Source organism: Pseudomonas kuykendallii, assembly GCF_900106975.1.
In the GTDB taxonomy this organism is placed as follows: Bacteria; Pseudomonadota; Gammaproteobacteria; order Pseudomonadales; family Pseudomonadaceae; genus Pseudomonas_O; species Pseudomonas_O kuykendallii.
Genome location: NZ_FNNU01000005.1, coordinates 17,611 through 36,028 on the forward strand (window position 1 = coordinate 17,611; position 18,418 = coordinate 36,028).

At 63.9% G+C, this 18,418-nt stretch carries 17 protein-coding genes; 7 read left to right on the top strand and 10 right to left on the bottom strand.

All coding sequences use genetic code 11. The annotated features are described in order from the left end of the window. Positions 1-38 precede the first annotated feature (38 nt). Entirely contained in the window at positions 39-581 is a 543-nt protein-coding gene (locus BLV15_RS16090; RefSeq protein ID WP_090230471.1) for a flavodoxin, read from the top strand. Positions 582-616: 35 nt separating this feature from the next. Here the strand turns inward: BLV15_RS16090 and BLV15_RS16095 are convergent, their stop codons facing one another. After that, on the bottom strand, positions 617-1,483 hold the full coding sequence (locus BLV15_RS16095) for an aldo/keto reductase (protein ID WP_090230473.1): 867 nt from the start codon (positions 1,481-1,483) through the stop codon (positions 617-619). Positions 1,484-1,662: 179 nt separating this feature from the next. Between BLV15_RS16095 and BLV15_RS16100 the strand changes: the two genes are divergently transcribed. Continuing rightward, positions 1,663-1,965 (top strand): DUF1883 domain-containing protein, encoded by a 303-nt coding sequence (locus BLV15_RS16100; protein WP_090230475.1) that lies wholly within the window; start codon positions 1,663-1,665, stop codon positions 1,963-1,965. On the opposite strand, the gene BLV15_RS16105 is transcribed toward BLV15_RS16100, so the two are convergent. From BLV15_RS16105 to metH, 3 genes are all read right to left on the bottom strand, one after another. Continuing rightward, positions 1,928-3,073, bottom strand: coding sequence for an acyltransferase family protein (locus tag BLV15_RS16105; protein ID WP_175534383.1), 1,146 nt, complete (start codon positions 3,071-3,073; stop codon positions 1,928-1,930). The genes BLV15_RS16100 and BLV15_RS16105 overlap by 38 nt on opposite strands. 447 nt (positions 3,074-3,520) lie before the next feature. Continuing rightward, positions 3,521-4,792: a Mur ligase family protein gene (locus BLV15_RS16110; protein WP_090230480.1), complete on the bottom strand. Its 1,272-nt coding sequence runs from the start codon at positions 4,790-4,792 to the stop codon at positions 3,521-3,523. A 10-nt stretch (positions 4,793-4,802) separates the two neighbouring features. Further along, positions 4,803-8,510 carry a methionine synthase gene (gene metH / locus BLV15_RS16115; RefSeq protein ID WP_090230482.1) on the bottom strand — a complete coding sequence of 1,236 codons (3,708 nt, stop codon included), beginning with the start codon at positions 8,508-8,510 and terminating at the stop codon, positions 4,803-4,805. A gap of 164 nt (positions 8,511-8,674) precedes the next feature. Here metH and BLV15_RS16120 point away from each other — a divergent pair, with 164 nt between their 5' ends. The 5 genes from BLV15_RS16120 (at position 8,675) to BLV15_RS16140 (ending at position 14,979) form a co-directional block, all read left to right on the top strand. Further along, positions 8,675-10,954: a fatty acid cis/trans isomerase gene (locus tag BLV15_RS16120; protein WP_090230484.1), complete on the top strand. Its 2,280-nt coding sequence runs from the start codon at positions 8,675-8,677 to the stop codon at positions 10,952-10,954. Between the two features lie 182 nt (positions 10,955-11,136). Then, a complete protein-coding gene (locus BLV15_RS16125; protein ID WP_090230487.1) occupies positions 11,137-12,147 on the top strand; it encodes an acyltransferase family protein in 1,011 nt (336 codons plus the stop codon). Between the two features lie 83 nt (positions 12,148-12,230). Next, positions 12,231-12,815: a Fe-S biogenesis protein NfuA gene (gene nfuA, locus BLV15_RS16130; RefSeq protein WP_090230489.1), complete on the top strand. Its 585-nt coding sequence runs from the start codon at positions 12,231-12,233 to the stop codon at positions 12,813-12,815. A 212-nt stretch (positions 12,816-13,027) separates the two neighbouring features. Then, positions 13,028-14,026: a response regulator gene (locus tag BLV15_RS16135; protein ID WP_090230493.1), complete on the top strand. Its 999-nt coding sequence runs from the start codon at positions 13,028-13,030 to the stop codon at positions 14,024-14,026. A gap of 2 nt (positions 14,027-14,028) precedes the next feature. After that, on the top strand, positions 14,029-14,979 hold the full coding sequence (locus BLV15_RS16140; RefSeq protein ID WP_090230494.1) for a sensor domain-containing diguanylate cyclase: 951 nt from the start codon (positions 14,029-14,031) through the stop codon (positions 14,977-14,979). Positions 14,980-14,985: 6 nt separating this feature from the next. Here the strand turns inward: BLV15_RS16140 and BLV15_RS16145 are convergent, their stop codons facing one another. The 6 genes from BLV15_RS16145 to BLV15_RS16170 form a co-directional block, all read right to left on the bottom strand. Next, positions 14,986-16,095 (bottom strand): DNA topoisomerase IB, encoded by a 1,110-nt coding sequence (locus tag BLV15_RS16145; RefSeq protein WP_175534384.1) that lies wholly within the window; start codon positions 16,093-16,095, stop codon positions 14,986-14,988. A gap of 60 nt (positions 16,096-16,155) precedes the next feature. After that, positions 16,156-16,344 carry a hypothetical protein gene (locus BLV15_RS16150; RefSeq protein ID WP_090230497.1) on the bottom strand — a complete coding sequence of 63 codons (189 nt, stop codon included), beginning with the start codon at positions 16,342-16,344 and terminating at the stop codon, positions 16,156-16,158. 78 nt (positions 16,345-16,422) lie between these two features. Then, positions 16,423-17,115 carry a DUF421 domain-containing protein gene (locus tag BLV15_RS16155; RefSeq protein ID WP_090230501.1) on the bottom strand — a complete coding sequence of 231 codons (693 nt, stop codon included), beginning with the start codon at positions 17,113-17,115 and terminating at the stop codon, positions 16,423-16,425. Positions 17,116-17,130: 15 nt separating this feature from the next. Further along, the gene (locus tag BLV15_RS16160; protein ID WP_090230504.1) at positions 17,131-17,421 is read right to left on the bottom strand and encodes a DUF1652 domain-containing protein; all 291 of its coding nucleotides are present in this window, start codon (positions 17,419-17,421) and stop codon (positions 17,131-17,133) included. Positions 17,422-17,546: 125 nt separating this feature from the next. Then, positions 17,547-17,816: a hypothetical protein gene (locus tag BLV15_RS16165; protein ID WP_090230506.1), complete on the bottom strand. Its 270-nt coding sequence runs from the start codon at positions 17,814-17,816 to the stop codon at positions 17,547-17,549. A gap of 155 nt (positions 17,817-17,971) precedes the next feature. Further along, positions 17,972-18,235, bottom strand: coding sequence for a DUF1652 domain-containing protein (locus BLV15_RS16170; protein ID WP_175534385.1), 264 nt, complete (start codon positions 18,233-18,235; stop codon positions 17,972-17,974). Positions 18,236-18,418 lie beyond the last annotated feature (183 nt).

Consider the following 18,418-nt stretch of genomic DNA (forward strand, 5'->3'; position numbering starts at 1 on the left):
CGGGCGATCAAGGACCCCCACTCAGCGAGAGATGAACGATGGCCAGGATCGGACTTTTTTTCGGCAGCAATACCGGCAAGACCCGCAAGGTCGCCAAACTGATCAAGAAGCGCTTCGACGACGACACCATGGCCGATCCGCTCAACGTCAACCGCGCGACCCCCGAGGACCTCGCTCAGTATCAGTACCTCATCCTCGGCACCCCGACTCTGGGCGACGGCCAGTTGCCGGGGCTGTCCTCGGACTGCGATAGCGAGAGCTGGGAGGAATTCCTGCCGCAGCTCGAAGGCGTCGACTTCACCGGCAAGACGGTGGCGCTCTATGGACTGGGTGATTCGGTGAGCTACGCCGACGAGTTCCTCGACGCGATGATCGTGCTCTATCGCTTCGTCGTCGAACGCGGTGCCAAGGTGGTTGGCGCCTGGCCCACCGAGGGCTACGACTTCGAGCACTCCGAGTCGATCGTCGACGGCAAGTTCGTCGGTCTCGCGCTGGACCTCGACAACCAGAGCGGCATGACCGACGAACTGCTCACCGCTTGGCTCGGCCTGATCGCCAAGGACTTCGATCTGCCGCTGTAAGGCGTCGCCGCGAAGGCTCCGGCACGCGCCTTCGCTCAGACGATATCCAGCGAGCGCTTGTGCTGTGGCGGCGGGAAGGCGGCGTCCAGGGCGCGAAGGTCCTCGGCATCCAGCTGGATCTCCAGCGCCGCCGCGTTTGCCTGCACATGTTCCGTTTGCACCGCTTTCGGGATGGCCAGAACCGGGCGCTCGTCCCACTGAGGGCGGATCGCCCAGGCCAGCAGAATCTGCCCGACGCCGGCGCGGTGCTTGTCCGCCACGGCCTGCACCTGCGGGTGAGTCCACACCGCGTCGTCCAGCCCGCCCGCCTGGGCCAACGGGCAGTAGGCCATGACCGGCATGCGCCGTTCCGCCTGGTAGGGCAGCAGGTCGAAGTCGATCCCGCGCGAACCGAGGTTGTAGAGCACCTGGTTGGTCTGGCAGTGCGCGCCGAAAGGCGTTCCGGCCAGCTCGCGGAGGTCGTCGACATCGAAGTTCGAAACGCCGTAGCTGCCGATCTTGCCCTGGGCGATGAGCGTCTCGAAGGCGCCGAGGGTTTCCTCCAGGGGAGTCGACGAGCGCCAGTGCAGCAGGTAGAGGTCCAGGTGCTCGGTGCCCAAGCGCCGCAAGCTGTTCTCGCAGGCCTTGATCAGGGCGTCATGTCTGGCGTGGCTGGGCAGCACCTTGCTGACCAGGAACACCTCGTCGCGGCGCCCGCGGATCGCTTCGCCGACGACCTCCTCGGAACGACCGTCTCCATACATTTCCGCGGTGTCGATCAGCCTCAGGCCGAGGTCGAGCCCCATTCGCAGCGCGCGGACCTCGTCGTTGCGACGTGAAGACCGCTCGCCCATCCGCCAGGTGCCCTGGCCGATGGCGGGGATGTTCCTGGCGTTGGGAAATCTGACCTGCGGAAGGGGCATGCGGGTGTCCTCGAGGAAGAGGGTTTCTGGGCGTCCATCTTCTCCGATGGCGAATCGATGCCAGCGTTCCCCGAGCGACGAGCAGAACGCCAGTTACTGCCGGGCGCCGGCTTCTCGGGCAGCGGGAGACGCTGGCGTGCTATCGTTCGCGCCGCTGCAAACCCGCACGTGGAGCTCCCATGAAATTCATACACCAGCGCGAACACCTCAACGAAGACGACCTCGTCATCATCGAATGCTCGCAGACTTGCAATATCCGCCTGATGAACGACGCCAACTTCCGTGCGTTCAAGAACGGCGGCCGCCATGTCTACCACGGCGGCGCCTTCGATACCTTTCCGGCGAAGATCACCGTGCCCAGCACCGGTTTCTGGAATATCACCCTCGACACCGTCACTCGCAAGGCCATCAGCGTCACGCGCAAGCCGACGCTGAAGCACTCGATCAAGATCGTCCGTCGCTCGAGTTCGCGCCTGAGCTGATCGCGTGCGGCATGCGCGGCTGCGGCTTGCGCAACGGCCAGTAGTTCTTGATCGGCAGGAAGAACAGCGCGAACAACCGCACCCGTTCGACGATGTAGTAGAGGGCGATGGGCAGCGCGCAGGCAAGGGTGAAGGAGATCAACCCGGCAGGCATGCCACTGATTCCCAGCTTGGTTTCCAGCAGGTAGTACGACTTGTTCTGGATGAAGGCGTGGAAGATCAGGATCAGCAGGCTCGCCTCGCCGATGTAGGAAAACACCTTCGCCACCACCGCCTTGCCCTGGCCGAGAAGATGGGCGACGGCCAGCGTGATGTAGATGCCGCACACGGCTTCCAGCGTGGTGATCACCACGTCGTCGTACAGCCGCTTGTTCAGGTCCATGGTGGCGTTGAAGGCGTAATGGCAGATCGCGAAGATCGTCACGGCGCCAAGCAGCAGCGGAATCGAGAGGCTGAAGTTGAATACCTTCTCGCGCAGCCAGTACCCCAGCAGGAAGAAGCCCAGCGTGACCGGTAGCAGGTCAAGGCTGAACGGCATGCCCTTGAACTCGTACTGATCGCCCGGAAACGACAGCCCGCGTATCCAGTCCTGATTCATCGCCACTGCGCCGAGCATGAAAAAACTCGCCATGAAGGCCAAGCGCGGGCGGATACCCAGTTGCAGCTTCTCGAACGCCGAGATGCCCAGCCAGGCAACGATCGTCAGCAGGAACAGGTGGGTGAGGAACCAGAGCGGCGACCAGTAGCTGGTCATCCCGTTCTCATCGCCGTACAGCGTGCGCAGGCTGCCGCCGGTACTGTGCAACACGCGCGCGGCGTACTCGGTGAAGTTCAGCGGCTTGGCCAGGACAACCGCCAGACCGAACAGAATCAGCGTTACGAAATAGGGTTTGAGCAGCGAGTCGAACTTGTTGAAAGACAGTTTCGCCAGTGAGTCGGTGTGGCGGAAGAACAATCCCGAGAGGAAGAAGAAGAACGGCATGTGGAAGGAATAGATGACATTGAACAGATCGTTCTTGGTGTCCGAGACGATCCAGTTGTGGCCGAACACCACCAGCAATATCCCCATGCCCCGCGCAATATCGATATGTGCATATCTGGCTTTCATGAAGTCCCCTTTCATCGATAATGGAAGTCGATCGGCCGATGTCCGACAAGACTGCGTTTCCGAGATGGAGAGACACAAAAGCGAGATGCTATGCCCGTCAGAGCCCGGCGAGTCGGCCTCGCCAACAGGCCTGGTAGTGGCCTACTGCTGCTGGCGTCGTAATTAACGACGCTCTAGGGTAGTGACGGTTAATACAGGCGGCGAATAAAACTGACTAGCGGTAAATGACTGTCTGGTCATATCCGGTTATTCAAAAGAAAGGCTTCGATATTGAACTTATTTAAATATCGAGTGACTAATGCCACACTCATAGTGGCGAAATGCAATTAATGGCTAATTGTCATCGCCAGTTCAATCAGGTTGATTTTGAAGTGCCATTATTCTCGCGGGCCCAGGATTTTTTAACATTGGAACGAATGAATGGGCGGCGGGGAAGTTGTCTGGGTATTACCGGTTATCCAGGCGCCTGTTGGCCGTGAAGTAATCCGCTTCGCGAATCAGTTGATCCCAGGCGGGAAGAGCCTCGTGGTACGGCAAGATGCCGCTTTCGCCCGTCGCGGGCAGGGCAAGCAGAAGCTTGTCCACCTTCTCCGAACCCTTGAGCAGAATCACTTCGCCTTCCTGCGCGTCGTTCAGCAGATCGCGCAGTTCCGCATGGTTGGCCGCGTACAGGACGACGCCGTTGCGTTCGTCTTCTTCCGCCCCTTTCAGCGAGGGGGGCTTGTCTCCGAAGAAAACCAGCCGCTCGCAGTGCGGCCTGGCCAGCGCATAGGCGCGGTTGTAGCTGCGCCCGGTGGAGCCCGGATAATCGGAAATCTTGCCGATCACGATGGTCCTGCGCGGCGCCTCGGGGAATGCGTCCATGAGCGAAAACGCCAGGCCGAGGGTGGAGAGTGGCGACTTGATGGTGTCGCACAGGTAGGTCGGACCTCCCGCGACGCGATGGATCGAACATCGTCCTGCCATCTGCACGTAGCTTCGCGCGCGCTCGGCGATTTCGGCCAGCGACATCCCCAGATGGTGGGCGCAGGCGACTCCGGCCAGCGCGCTGACGATGAAGTGCCTGCCCAGCAGGCCGATATCGAACGCCGCGGTTTCCGCGCCGTGGCTGCAATCGAACCGTAGCCGGCCGTTCGCCGAAACCCGCACGTCGCTCGCACGGAAATCCGCCTCCGGGCTTTCTCCGAAGCGCACCGCCCTGCCTGGCGCCAGCTCGGCCATCTTCGCCACCAGTGGGTCGTCGGCATTGAGAAAGGCAGTGCCGCCGGCCGCGAAGACGCCCGAGACCAGCTTGCCTTTCTCCTGCGCGGTCGCGTCGGTCCCGCGGTAGTTGGTGTAGTGGTCGTTGGATATGACGGTGACGATGGCCAGTTGCGGCTGGACGAGCGCCGCGGAGGCATCGATGGCGCCCGGTCCGTGGCCGCTGATCTCGAACAGGGCGATCTCGTCCTGGGCCTCGAGGCGCTGGATGCGACGGGCGATGGGCTCGCTGGTGTTGTAGATCAGCGACAGCGCGCAGCGCTTCCTGGCGGACAGCAGGTGGTGGAGGAACGCCGCCGTGGTGCTTTTGGCGCCGCTGCCGGTTATCCCGATGAAGGTGGTGTCCCCAAGACCCTGGCGATGGGCGAGGGCCTGCTCGCGGGCGAGGTCCGAGCGCGAGAGCACCTGCTCGCCCAGCAGTCGCGCCCGGATCTTGCGGAAGGATCGCAGCAGATTCATCGGCGCCGCTTCAGTTGTCGTAGCCGAGGTTCGGCGCCAGCCAGCGTTCGCTGACCGCCAGCTCCTGGCCTTTGCGGGCGCTGTAGCGTTCGACCTGGTCCTTGTCCACCTTGCCGACGGCGAAGTACTGCGCCTGCGGGTGGGCGAAATACCAGCCGCTGACGGCCGCCGCGGGGAACATCGCGTAGTGCTCGGTGAGGAACACACCGCTGCGTCCGGCCTTGTCGAAGTCGGCCTCGGGATCGAGCAGAGCGAACAGCGCCTTCTTCTCGGTGTGGTCCGGGCAGGCCGGGTAGCCGGGGGCCGGGCGGATGCCCTTGTAGGCTTCCTTGATCAACTCTTCGTTGCTCAGGTGCTCGTCCGGCTGGTAGCCCCAGTATTCCTTGCGCACCTGTTCGTGCAGCCATTCGGCGCAGGCCTCGGCGAGGCGGTCGGCCAATGCCTTGACCATGATCGAGTTGTAGTCGTCGCCGGCGTTCTGGTACGCCTTGGCGACTTCCTCGGCGCCGATGCCGGCGGTGGTGATGAAGCCGCCGATGTAGTCGCGCACGCCGCTGTCCTTCGGCGCGACGAAATCGGCCAGCGACAGGTTCGGTTTACCGTCCGGCTTGATGGTCTGCTGGCGCAGGTGATGCAGCGTCGCCAGCGTCTCGCCGTCGTCGCCATAGACTTCCAGGTCGTCGTCCTGCACCTGGTTGGCCGGCCAGAAGCCGAAGACGGCGCGCGCCTTGATCAGCTTCTCGTCGATCAGCTTCTTCAACATCGCCTGGGCATCGGCGAACAGCGCGCTGGCGGCCTCGCCGACCACCTCGTCGGTCAGGATGCGCGGGTATTTGCCGGCCAGGTCCCAGGAGATGAAGAACGGTGTCCAGTCGATGTATTCGGCCAGCGTCGCCAGGTCGATGTCGTCGAGCAGCCTGACGCCGGTGAAGGAGGGCACCGGGGCCTGGTAACCGGCCCAGTCGAACGACGGCTTGTTGGCGACCGACTGCTCGTAGCTCAGGCGCTCGGTGCGCGCGCTGCGGTTGGCGGTGCGCTCGCGCACCTCGACGTACTCGGCGCGGGTGCGCTCGACGAAGCCGGCCTTCAGTTCCCTGGACAGCAGCTGGGTCGCCACACCGACCGCGCGGGAGGCATCGGTGACGTAGACCACGGCGTCGTTCTGGTATTTCGGCTCGATCTTCACCGCGGTGTGCGCTTTCGAGGTGGTGGCGCCGCCGATCATCAGTGGTAGGTGGAAATTCTGCCGCTGCATCTCGCGGGCGACATGCACCATCTCGTCCAGCGACGGCGTGATCAGCCCGGACAGGCCGATGATGTCGCACTTCTCGGCGATGGCGGTCTGCAGGATCTTCTCGGCCGGCACCATCACGCCCATGTCGACGATGTCGTAGCCGTTGCAGCCGAGCACCACGCCGACGATGTTCTTGCCGATGTCGTGCACGTCGCCTTTCACGGTGGCCATGAGGATCTTGCCCTTGGCTTCCGGCTTGTCGCCTTTCTCCGCTTCGATGAAGGGAATCAGATGCGCCACGGCCTGCTTCATGACGCGCGCGGACTTGACCACCTGCGGCAGGAACATCTTGCCCGAGCCGAACAGGTCGCCGACCACGTTCATCCCGCTCATCAGCGGCCCTTCGATGACCTCGATCGGCCGCGCGCACTGCAGGCGGAACTCCTCGGTGTCTTCGACGATGAACGCGGTGATGCCCTTGACCAGCGCATGTTCCAGGCGCTTGCCGACCGGCAGCGCGCGCCACTCCTCGGTTTCCGCTTCCTTGACGCTGCCGTCGCCCTTGAACTTGTCGGCGATGGCCAGCAGCGCATCGGTGCCTTCGAGCGTGCGATTGAGCACCACGTCTTCCACGGCGTCGCGCAGCTCTTTGGGAATCTCGTCGTAGATCTCCAACTGGCCGGCGTTGACGATGCCCATCGTCAGGCCGTTCTGGATCGCGTAGTAGAGGAACACCGAGTGGATCGCCTCGCGCACCGGGTTGTTGCCGCGGAAGGAGAACGACACGTTGGAGACGCCGCCACTCGACAGGGCGAACGGCAGGTGGTCGCGGATGTAAGCGCAGGCCTCGATGAAGTCCACCGCGTAGTTGTTGTGTTCCTCGATGCCGGTGGCGACGGCGAAGATGTTCGGGTCGAAGATGATGTCTTCCGGCGGGAAGCCGACTTCATCCACCAGGATGTCGTAGCTGCGCTGGCAGATCTCGCGCTTGCGCGCCGCGGTGTCGGCCTGGCCGGCTTCGTCGAAGGCCATCACCACCACGGCGGCGCCGTAGCGCTTGCACAGGCGGGCGTGGTGCTTGAACGCCTCGACGCCTTCCTTCATCGAGATCGAGTTGACGATGCCCTTGCCCTGGATGCACTTGAGGCCGGCCTCGATCACGTCCCACTTCGAGGAGTCGATCATGATCGGCACGCGGGAGATGTCCGGCTCGCCGGCGATGAGGTTGAGGAACTTCACCATCGCCGCCTTGGAGTCGAGCATGCCCTCGTCCATGTTGATGTCGATCACCTGGGCGCCGACTTCTACCTGCTGCAGGGCGACTTCCAGGGCCTCGGTGTAGTTCTCCTCGCGGATCAGCCGGGCGAACTTGGCCGAGCCGGTGATGTTGGTGCGCTCGCCGACGTTCACGAACAGCGAGTTGCGATCGATGGTGAACGGCTCCAGGCCGGACAGGCGGCAGGCCTTGGGAATCTCCGGGATGACGCGCGGCGGGTATTTGCCGACGGCTTCGGCGATCGCCTGGATGTGCGCCGGGGTGGTGCCGCAGCAGCCGCCGATGATGTTGAGGAAGCCGGAGGCGGCGAATTCCTCGATCACCACGGCCATTTCAGCCGGGGTTTCGTCGTATTCGCCGAAGGCATTCGGCAGGCCGGCGTTCGGGTGGGCGGACACGTGGGTGCCGGCCTTGGCGGCCAGTTCGGCCAGGTACGGGCGCAGGTCGGCGGCGCCAAGGGCGCAGTTCAGGCCCACGGAAATCGGCTTGGCGTGCGCCACCGAGTTCCAGAAGGCTTCGGTGGTCTGCCCGGACAGCGTGCGGCCGGAGGCATCGGTGATGGTGCCGGAGATCATTATCGGCAGCTCGAAGCCGATCTCCTCGAACACGCCCTGCACGGCGAAGATCGCCGCCTTGGCGTTGAGGGTGTCGAAGATGGTTTCGATCAGGATCAGGTCGGCGCCGCCCTCGATCAGGCCGCGGGTGGCTTCGGTGTAGTTCTCCACCAGTTCGTCGAAGGTGACGTTGCGGTAGCCGGGGTCGTTGACGTCCGGGGAAATCGAGCAGGTGCGGCTGGTCGGGCCGAGCACGCCGGCGACGAAGCGCGGCTTGTTGGGGGTCTCCAACGTCTTCGCATCGGCCACGCGGCGCGCCAGACGGGCGCCTTCGACGTTCAATTCGTAGACCAGCGCTTCCATGCCGTAGTCGGCCTGGGATACCTGGGTGGCGTTGAAGGTGTTGGTCTCGAGAATGTCGGCGCCGGCGTCCAGGTAGGCCTTCTCGATGGCGCCGATCACGTCCGGACGGCTGAGGATCAGCAGGTCGTTGTTGCCCTTGACGTCGCTCGGCCAGTCGGCGAAACGCTCGCCGCGGTAGTCCGCTTCCTCCAGCTTGTAGCTCTGGATCATCGTGCCCATGCCGCCGTCGAGGATGAGAATGCGCTCGCGAAGTGCGTGCTGGAGGGCCTGGAGGCGGGCGCGATCGTGCATGGTGACTACCTGGGGTAAAGCGGGAAGAGGGCGCGAATGATAGCAAAGTTGCGCTACGGCTAATCCTCGCCCGCATTTGTATGAGAAATACTCATGCAGGCGTGATGCCTGGCGGTCGCCGGCCCCGCTAGAATCGCGGCTCATTTTTTCCGGGAAAACGCTACATGCGCATCCGCCTGCTTCTCGCTGTTTTCCTGGTGATATCCGCAGAGGCGCTGGGCGCCGAGGGCATCTCCTACAGCCGCGACATCCAGCCGATCCTCACGCAGAAGTGCGTGGCCTGCCACACCTGCTACGACGCGCCCTGCCAGCTGAACCTGGGCGGCACCGAGGGCGTCCTGCGCGGGGCCAGCAAGCTGCCGGTGTATGACGGCGAGCGGCGCAAGGCGCAGGAGCCGACGCGGCTTTATCTGGATGCCCGGGGCGAGGCGGCCTGGCGGCGCAAGGATTTCTATTCGGTGCTCCACGACCGCGATGGCCAGGCCGCGCTGATGAAGCGAATGCTGGAGCTTGGCCGGCAGGAACCGCCGACGCCGAACGCCAAGCTGCCGGCCGACCTGGATATCGGTATCGGTCGCGACAACCAATGCCCGCTGCCGGAGGAGTTCGACGCCTACGCCAAGCGCTTCGCCCATGCCGGCATGCCGTTCGCGGTCACCGGGCTCAGCGAGCAGGAATACACCACGCTGCAAACCTGGCTGGCGCAGGGCGCGCCGGTGGATCAGCAGGACATGCAGCCGAACCTGAGCGAGGTGGCACAGATCTCCGACTGGGAGCGCCTGCTCAACGCGCCCGGCGCACGCGAGTCGCTGGTCAACCGCTGGCTGTTCGAGCACCTGTTCCTCGCGCACCTGTATTTCGACGGTGGCGAAAGCGGGCATTTCTTCCAGTTGGTGCGCTCGCGCACGCCGAGCGGCCAACCGATCGACCCAATCGCCACGCGGCGGCCGAACGACGATCCGGGCACCGTCTTCTACTACCGCCTGTGGCCGATCCAGGGCGTGATCGTGCACAAGACGCACATCACCTATCCGCTCAGCGCGCAGAAGCTGGCGCGGGTGCGCCAGCTGTTCTACAGCGGCGACTGGCGGGCCGATGCGGTGCCCGGGTACGGCGCGCAGCGACGCGCCAACCCGTTCGAGACCTTCGCCGCGATTCCGCCGCAGGCGCGTTACCAGTTCATGCTGGATAACGCGGAATACTTCGTGCGCACCTTCATCCGCGGGCCGGTGTGCCGCGGGCAGATCGCCACGGACGTGATCCGCGATAATTTCTGGACGACCTTCCAGGCGCCCGAGCACGACCTTTACCTGACCGACGCCAAATACCGCGAGGAGGCGACGCCGCTGCTGGCGATGCCGGGCCAGTTCGACGACGTAGGCGACCTGCTCGGCCTCTGGCTCGCCTACCGCGACAAGCGCAACGCCTATGAGCAATTGCGCATGAAGGCCTACGCCAAGGCACCTCCAGCCGCTTGGGGCGATATCTGGCGCGGTAATGACAACGCGCTGCTGTCGATCTTCCGCCACTTCGACAGCGCGTCGGTACGCAAGGGGCTCATCGGCGACGTGCCGAAAACCCTCTGGCTGCTCGACTATCCGTTGTTCGAGCGGACCTACTACCAACTGGTGGTGAACTTCGACGTGTTCGGCAACGTCTCGCACCAGGCCCAGACACGCCTGTATTTCGACCTGATCCGCAATGGCGCCGAGGTGAATTTCCTCCGCCTGCTGCCGGCCGCGGCGCGGCAGGCCGAGCTGGACAGCTGGTACCAGAACAGCGGGCGGCTGAAGATGTGGCTGGATTACCAGGGCATCGATACGCACACGCCGAGCGTGCTGGGCTTGCCGGAAAAGTACGCCAAGCGCGCCTTCGGACTGGCGCTGGTGGAGCATTTCGCGGCGGTCAATGCATATCCCGACCCGATCAATCGCTGCCGCGACGGACGCTGTTTCCGCCCGCAGGCGGCGCCGGTGCTGCAGCGGGTCGAACAAGCGCTGAGTCGCCTGGTAAGCCGGCCGGCGACCGAACTGGAGGTGATCGACGAACTGCCGGAGGCGACCCTGCTGCGGGTCGAGCGGGGCGACGGTCGACGCGAGATCTACACGCTGCTGCGCAACCGCGCGCACAGTAACGTGGCCTTCCTGCTTGGTGAGTCGCTGCGCTACCAGCCCGGCCTCGACACCCTGACGCTGTATCCGGGCGTGCTGACCAGCTACCCGAACTTCATCTTCGACCTCCAGGCGAGCGAGGCCGACGCCTTCGTGGCCGCGCTGGAGCAGGTGCGCGACCCGGCGAGCTTCGAGCGGGTCGTGGAGCGTTGGGGCATCCGGCGCAGCCATCCGGACTTCTGGCACTACTTCCTCGATCTCTCGAACTACCTGCGCGAGACCGAGCCGGTGGAGGCGGGGATGCTCGACATGAACCGCTACCAGAACCTTTAGCGGGCGCCGCGCCACCGTTCCGCCGGGCGGCGGCGACGAATTTTCTGCCCTCGAACGCGGTCGACATCTTGAGAAAAGATGCAGGGCCGCGCCGGGCAGTGGCGGACTTTCCAGACTGCGGCGGGCGAAACAGGCGGTGTATCGCCGGGCGCCGGGAGGGCGTCTCGCACGAGTGACGCGGTATGTTGATTTCGCTTCAGGCGCTCAGAGCGGTTGCGGCCTGGATGGTGGTTTGCCACCACGTGATGCAGGTGTTCTTCGACTTCAAGGCAGACAGCCCGATCGGGCAATTCTTCGTGCAGAAGGGCGCCATCGGCGTCGATATCTTCTTCGTCATCAGCGGCTTCGTGATCTACCTGTCCACCGCCGGCAAGGACATCCAGGCTGGGCGTTTCCTGCTCAACCGGATCATGCGCATCGTGCCGGCGTACTGGCTGTACAGCCTGCTGATGGCGGCGATCATTCTCTATGCCCAGCAAATGACGCCGGGGCAGACCTTCGAGCTGCGTCACCTGATCCTCTCGCTGCTGTTCATCCCGGCGGAAAACCCCGGCGGCTACGGGCTCTATCCGACGCTGAACGTCGGCTGGACGCTGAACTACGAAATGTTCTTCTACCTGGTGTTCGCCCTGTCGCTGGTGGCGCCGCAGCGCCTGCGCCCGCTGTTGATCGCCGTCACGCTGGCACTGGTGAGCACCTTGCTGGCGCATCAGGACTGGCTGAGCAATTTCTACCGCAACAGCATCCTGTACGAGTTCCTCTTCGGAGTGGCCATCGGCATCGCTTACCGGCGTGGCTGGATCGGCCAAGGCACCTGGCTGCCGTTGCTCATCCTGGCGGCATCGATGGCGCTGGTGCTGCATCTGGATGCTTCGTCGCGGCTGCTCAACTGGGGCGTTCCCAGCGCGTTCATCGTCGTCGCCTGCGTCGCGCTGGAACCCTGGTTCGCGCGGGTGAAACCGCTGAAGATGCTCGGCGACTGTTCCTATTCGGTGTACCTGGTGCACGTCATCGTGCTGTCCACCGGCTGGTACCTGTACGAACGCTTCGGCTTCGACGAGTACTGGGTGATCGCCGCGTGCATGCCGGCGATCCTGCTGATTTCCTGGGCCAGTTACCAACTGATCGAGCGTCGGCTGTTTTTCCGCACCCGGCGCTGGCTCGAACCGCAGGCGGCGCGGGCGGATGCCTGAATGCTTTCCCGACTAAAAAGCTAGGACTTTATCCGGGCGACCGCTTTGGCGTAGACTGGACGCATGTATCGCGAGGAATCGACATGAGCGCTATCACCATTACCGACGCCGCCCACGACTATCTGGCCGACCTCCTGGCCAAGCAGAACACCACGGGTATCGGCATCCGCGTGTTCATCACCCAGCCCGGCACGCAATACGCGGAAACCTGCATCGCCTATTGCAAGCCGGGCGAAGAAAAACCCGAAGACACCGCACTGGCGTTGAAGAGCTTCACCGCTTGGATCGACTCGGTGAGCGAAGCCTTCCTGGAAGATGCCGTGGTGGATTACGCCACCGACCGCATGGGCGGCCAGCTGACCATCAAGGCGCCGAACGCGAAAGTGCCGATGGTCAACGAGGACAGCCCGCTCAACGAGCGCATCAACTACTACCTGCAGACCGAGATCAACCCGGGCCTGGCGAGCCACGGCGGCCAGGTCACCCTGGTGGATATCGTCGACGAAGGCGTTGCCGTGCTGCAGTTCGGTGGCGGTTGCCAGGGCTGCGGGCAGGCCGACGTGACCCTCAAGGAGGGCATCGAGAAAACCTTGCTCGAACGCATCCCGCAGCTTAAGGGCGTGCGTGACGTTACCGATCATAGCGTTCGGGAAAACGCGTACTACTGATCGACCCAGCAGTTAAGAAAGCGGCCCTGGTGCCGCTTTTTTTTTGCCTATCCGCCAGGCCGCCGCCGTGCGACGTGAGGGGGCGTTCACGGCTTTTTTTGGGCGCATGGCTCGACTTCCGTCCGCGCTCGGGCGATAAACGTGTGGCGAAGAGCCGCGACGTTTCATCCCATTGTCGTGATTGAATTTTTTGAGCTGCGAGACGGCTGCCTATGTCCCTGATTCCCTTGCTCGTCTGCGACGACTCCAACATGGCGCGCAAGCAGTTGCTGCGCGCCCTGCCAGTGGACTGGGCGGTGTCCGTCACGCAGGCGACCAATGGCCGCGAAGGGCTGGAGGCGATTCGCCGCGGCGAGGGCGAGATCGTCCTGCTCGACCTGACCATGCCGGAAATGGATGGCTATGAAGTGCTCGCCGCGATGCGGGCCGAAGGCCTGTCCAGCCGCGTGATCGTGGTGTCCGGCGACGTTCAGGAGGAAGCGGTACGCCGCGTGATGGCGCTCGGTGCGCTGGCCTTCCTGCGCAAGCCGGCCGATCCGCAGGAGCTGGCCGATACGCTGAAACGCCTCGGCCTGCTGGGCGCGCCGGGCGTGCCTCCAGTCCCGGTGGCGAGCCTTGCCGAAACCACGGTCGGCTTTCGCGATGCCTTCCGCGAGACCGTCAACGTCGCCATGGGCCGTGCGGCGGCGTTGCTGGCGCGGGTGCTCAAGGTGTTCGTGCAGTTGCCGGTGCCCAACGTGAACATCCTCGAAGTCGGCGAACTGCACATGGCGCTGGCCGATGCGCAGCGTGGCGAGCGCCTGACCGCGGTCTGCCAGGGCTACATCGGCGAAGGCATCGCCGGGGAGGCGCTGCTGATCTTCCATGACTCCGAAGTGGCCGACATGGCGCGGCTGATGCGCTGGTCGTCGAGCGAGTACTCGGAGATGGAAATGCTGCTGGACCTCTCCAGCGTGCTGATTGGCGCCTGCCTCAGCGGCATCGCCGAACAGATCGACGTGGTGTTTTCCCAGAGTCATCCGCAGGTTCTCGGTGCCCATGCCGGCCTCGACGACCTCATCCAGGTCAACCAGCGTCGCTGGAAGAAGACCCTGGCGGTGGAGATCAGCTACAGCCTGGAAGGGCACGACATTCACTTCGACCTGCTGCTGCTGTTCACCGAGGATTCGGTGGAGCTGCTGTCGCACAAACTCGCTCACGTGATGAACTGACCATGGCAGAGATCGATCTGGAAGAATTCCATTGGCTGGCGGCCATCGTGCAGGGCATCGATGTCGGCGTGGTGGTGCTCGACCGTGCCTACCGCGTGGAGGTGTGGAACACCTTCATGGAGAACCGTTCCGGGCTGCAGCCCAGCCAGGCCTATCACCGCTCCTTCTTCGAGCTGTTCCCGGAGGTCAACGAGGAGTGGTTCCGCATGAAGGTGGAAAGCGTCGCCACGCTGGGCACGCCGGGTTTCACGGTGTGGGAGCAGCGACCGTACCTGGTGCGCTTCAAGAACTACCAGCCGATCACCGGGCGTGAAGACTTCATGTACCAGAACACCACGCTGCTGCCGTTGCGCTCGGTGAACAGTGAGATCGGCCACATCTGCCTGGTGATCTACGACGTCACCGACGTGGCGATCAACCGACGCCAGTTGCAGGCGGTCAACGCCAAGCTGGAGGGGCTGTCGCGCATCGACCGTCTCACCGGGCTGTTCAACCGCGACCACTGGGACGAATGCCTGCGGCACGAGTTCGCCCGCACCCAGCGCTACGACAGCCCGCTGTCGCTGGTGATGATGGACATCGATCACTTCAAGGCGATCAACGACAGCTTCGGATACCTGGCGGGCGACCAGGTCATCCAGCGCCTGTCGGAGTTGCTCCGCGAGCACATTCGCGATGTCGACATCGCCGGCCGCTACAGCGGCGAGGAGTTCGTCGTGCTGCTGCCGGATACCGGCAAGGACGGCGGCCTGGTGTTCGCGGAACGCCTGCGCACTGGGGTGGAGAGGTTGCGCGTCGAGCATGACGGCCACGTTATCCCGTTCACCATCAGCCTGGGCGTGGCCCAGCCCACTGCGCTCTGCGTCGATCACCACATGCTCATCGAGTGGGCCGACCAGGCGCTGTACAGCTCGAAGAAGGGCGGGCGCAACCAGGTTTCGGTGTACCTGTAGCGCCGCTCAGGCGCAGTCGGCCTTCGATTCGGCGGCGTTCTGCAGGTTCTCCAGAAACTTCATCAGCGCGACTTCCTCCACGCGCAGCCCCTTGCGCGGCCTCGGCTTCTTCAGCTCGGCCAGCGTGCCGTCACCGAAGGCATCGATCACCGCCGGATGGATGTAGCACTTGCGGCAGATGGCCGGGGTGTTGCCGAGCTGGCTGGCGACCGCCTTGACGATTTCCACCACCTGCTTGCGGGGGTCGACCTCGCCGGCGAGCCTGGCGCTTTCGCAGAGGCTTTCCAGGGCGAGCGCGCTGCCGGCCCAGGTGCGGTAGTCCTTGGCGGTGAAGTCTTCGCCAGCGTGAGTCTGCAGGTAGGCGTTGATGTCGGAGGAGGTCACCACATGGCGCTCGCCGTCCTCGTCCAGGTACTGGAAGAGGTGCTGGCCGGGCAGTTCCAGGCAGCGTTTGACGATCCTCGCCAGGCGCGGATGGCTGAGTTTGACGTTGTGTTCGATGCCGCTCTTGCCGCGGAAATGGAAACGAATGGCGGTGCCTTTGACGTCGACGTGGCGATTGCGCAGCGTGGTCAGACCGAACGACTTGTTCTCTTTGGCGTAACGGCTGTTGCCGACGCGGATCAGCGTCGAATCCAGCAGCGAAACGACCGTGGCCATCACCTTGTCGCGGCCCATGCCCGGTTGTGCCAGGTGTTTTTCCAGGGTGGCGCGCAGTTTGGGCAGGGCACGCCCGAACGCGAGCATGCGTTCGTACTTGTCCGCATCGCGAACCTCGCGCCAGCGCGGGTGGTAGCGGTACTGCTTGCGTCCGCGCGCGTCGCGGCCGGTGGCCTGCAGGTGCCCGCTGGGGTTGGGACAGATCCAGACATCGGTATAGGCCGGCGGAATCGCCAGCTTGTTGATCCGGCTGATCTCGCTCTCGTCGCGGATACGCTCGCCGTCGACATCGAAGTAGACGAACTTGCCGCGCAGCTTGCGCCGGCTGATGCCGGGCTGCGTATCGTCGACATAGCTGAGGTCGGGCGGAAGCGTCGAACAGAGCGGGGTGCCGGTGTCCGCGGACTCGTCCGGCGGCACCGGCAGCCGCCCTTCGGCCAGCGGTATCAGGCGCATACGTACTCCTTGAAGCGAACGCGCTGCGAGGCAGCGAGGGGTCTGGGTGCTGCCGGCGACTCAGGCGTCGGAACCGCGATACGGCTCGCCTTCCTTCTCGGCGCTGTTACGCAGAAGCAGCTCAATGGCCATGGCCATTTCGTCGATGGCTTCGCGATAGAGCGCGGGGTTGTCCTGGGTTTCCGCCTGGTCGGCGTGTTTGCGGGCGGTGTTGAGGTGCTGAATGATTTCGGAATGGTCGCCGAGCATCGTCTGGTTCCTCTGGTGAGTATCTGCATTGCCTAGAAACAGTGACCCGGTCGCAAAGGCGGCGGTTCAGCCCACCGGTCAGCGCGCCCTCGGGCGGTCGGTCGCCATGGACCAGCGTTTGCGTTCGCAGCGCGGGCAGGGGCCGCCCTGTCCGTAGTCCAGCGACTGGACGAAGCCACAGCGGCAGCAGGCGTAGAGGCCGTTCTGGTGGACGGTCTCGACGACCACCCGCTCGCTGGGCGGAAGCACGGACAGCCCGTGGCGCGTCTCATCGCTGTCGAAGAAGTACAGGCTCACGTCGCCGTTCACCTCGAGGATGCCCAGGCGCACCTGGCCCAGGTGCTCGACGCCTTGCTGGCGCAGCTCCATGAAGAATTCGTCGTCGGAGATGTTGGTGGCCTCCAGCGTCGGCAGGTCGTACTGGCCATCGCGGATGATCACCATCGGCTTGCCCTCCATCCAGGCGCCGAAGCGCGGGCTGCGCTCCATCGCGTACGTGGTGGCGCGATACAGCACCAGCAGGGTGATGAAGACCATCACGATCGGCAGCAGGGGAACATCGTCGTAGAAGGACACATCGCCCGCCGCCGAGCCCAGGGTGAGGATCACCACCACCTCGAACAGCGACAGCTGGCGCACGCCGCGGCGCCCGGAGATCTTCAGGAAGGCGAACACCGCGAGGTAGGCGAAGCTGGCGCGCAGCGCGACCTCGCCGAGGAACAGCACGGGGAATTCGTCCAGCAGCATGCGTTTGAGGTCGAACGCTTCCATTGCTTCTACCTGGCTTCAGCAGTGTTTGAGGTCCACCTGGAAGGGCATCGACCAGGGATACAGCGCATGCCCGTCCTTGCTCAGCTCCAGCCGCGCCTGTTCGATCAGCCCGGCGAAACGGATCGGCTCGCTGTACTGCGAGCGCGCCAGGTGGGCGATGGAGTAGAGGGCTCGGCCGGCCTCGTCGCTCACCTTCAGGGAGAAGCTGGCGTCCTCGCGGTCGGCAACGGTCGTGCAGTGGAGCGGGAGGAAGGCCTGATCGATGATGCGTCGGGCTTCGTCGAGGGTGAGGTGCGTGGTACTCATGGTGATCCTCCCGCCGGTGGCTGAGGGATAGACCGGAGCAGCGCTCCCGGAGTTCGTCGCGGGGCCTGCGGCACGCTGTCGGTGCGCAGATACGAAAAGGCCCGGCGATTGCCGGGCCTTTCGGTTTACTCGGGCATGCTCCACGGGGAGAGCCTAAAGCCTTCCTGGCTAAGCTCCTGCCGCGCCTGCTGGAGGATTTCCGCCAGCTGCTGCGGATCGCAGTAGGTGGTGCGGGAAATCTTCGAGCGACCGAGGACCCGGGTGCAGGTCCTGTCGACGACGCTCAGGCTCAGTTCACCACTGCCTTCCAGCGGAGCCCAGGCGACGCATTCGAATGGTTGGAAAGCGCGGCCGGCGATCAAAAGTGCTTCGTTGACACGGAGCGGGGCATTCATGGGGGCGGTCTCTTAAAAGTGCCTAAATGGAGGGGCCTGGTACGGTCACTTGCAGCAGGCTCGGTCATGTCATTGATGTCGGTGTTAAGCCGGAAGTCACGGGATGTCGACAATCGGAAAATAAATGTCGCGTGTAGGGATTTTTCGCGGGGTTCCTATTCGGTTCGGCGGGTGAACGGGTTGTTCGGATGAATCACTTCAAGGTCGGTTTCCAGCGCCTGGATCAGTCGGTCGATCTCCTTGTGGGTGAGCTTGGTGTTGCAGCGGATTCCAGTGACGGTCAGCAAGGGGTCAGCGGTCAGTGGGTCCAGCACCCGGACCAGAAGGCTGTCCGGCGTCTCGAAGGAAACCTCCAGACCCAGCGGTCTGAAGTGGCGCCGCATCAGTTCCAGCGCCTGGGGCAGAGTGAGCCTGTTCAACCATGGGGTCCTACTTGCAACGCAGAGATGCGAACCCGGCATGGGTTCGAATGGACGAGGCGAAACTAGCACCCCGCCAGCGACGGCTCCTTGACCCGCGGCAGCTGAATTCCGCCGTGGCGTGAATCCGATGAACGTACGAAGAGCCGCACGACCCTGCGCTGTCCACCATAGGTACCCACG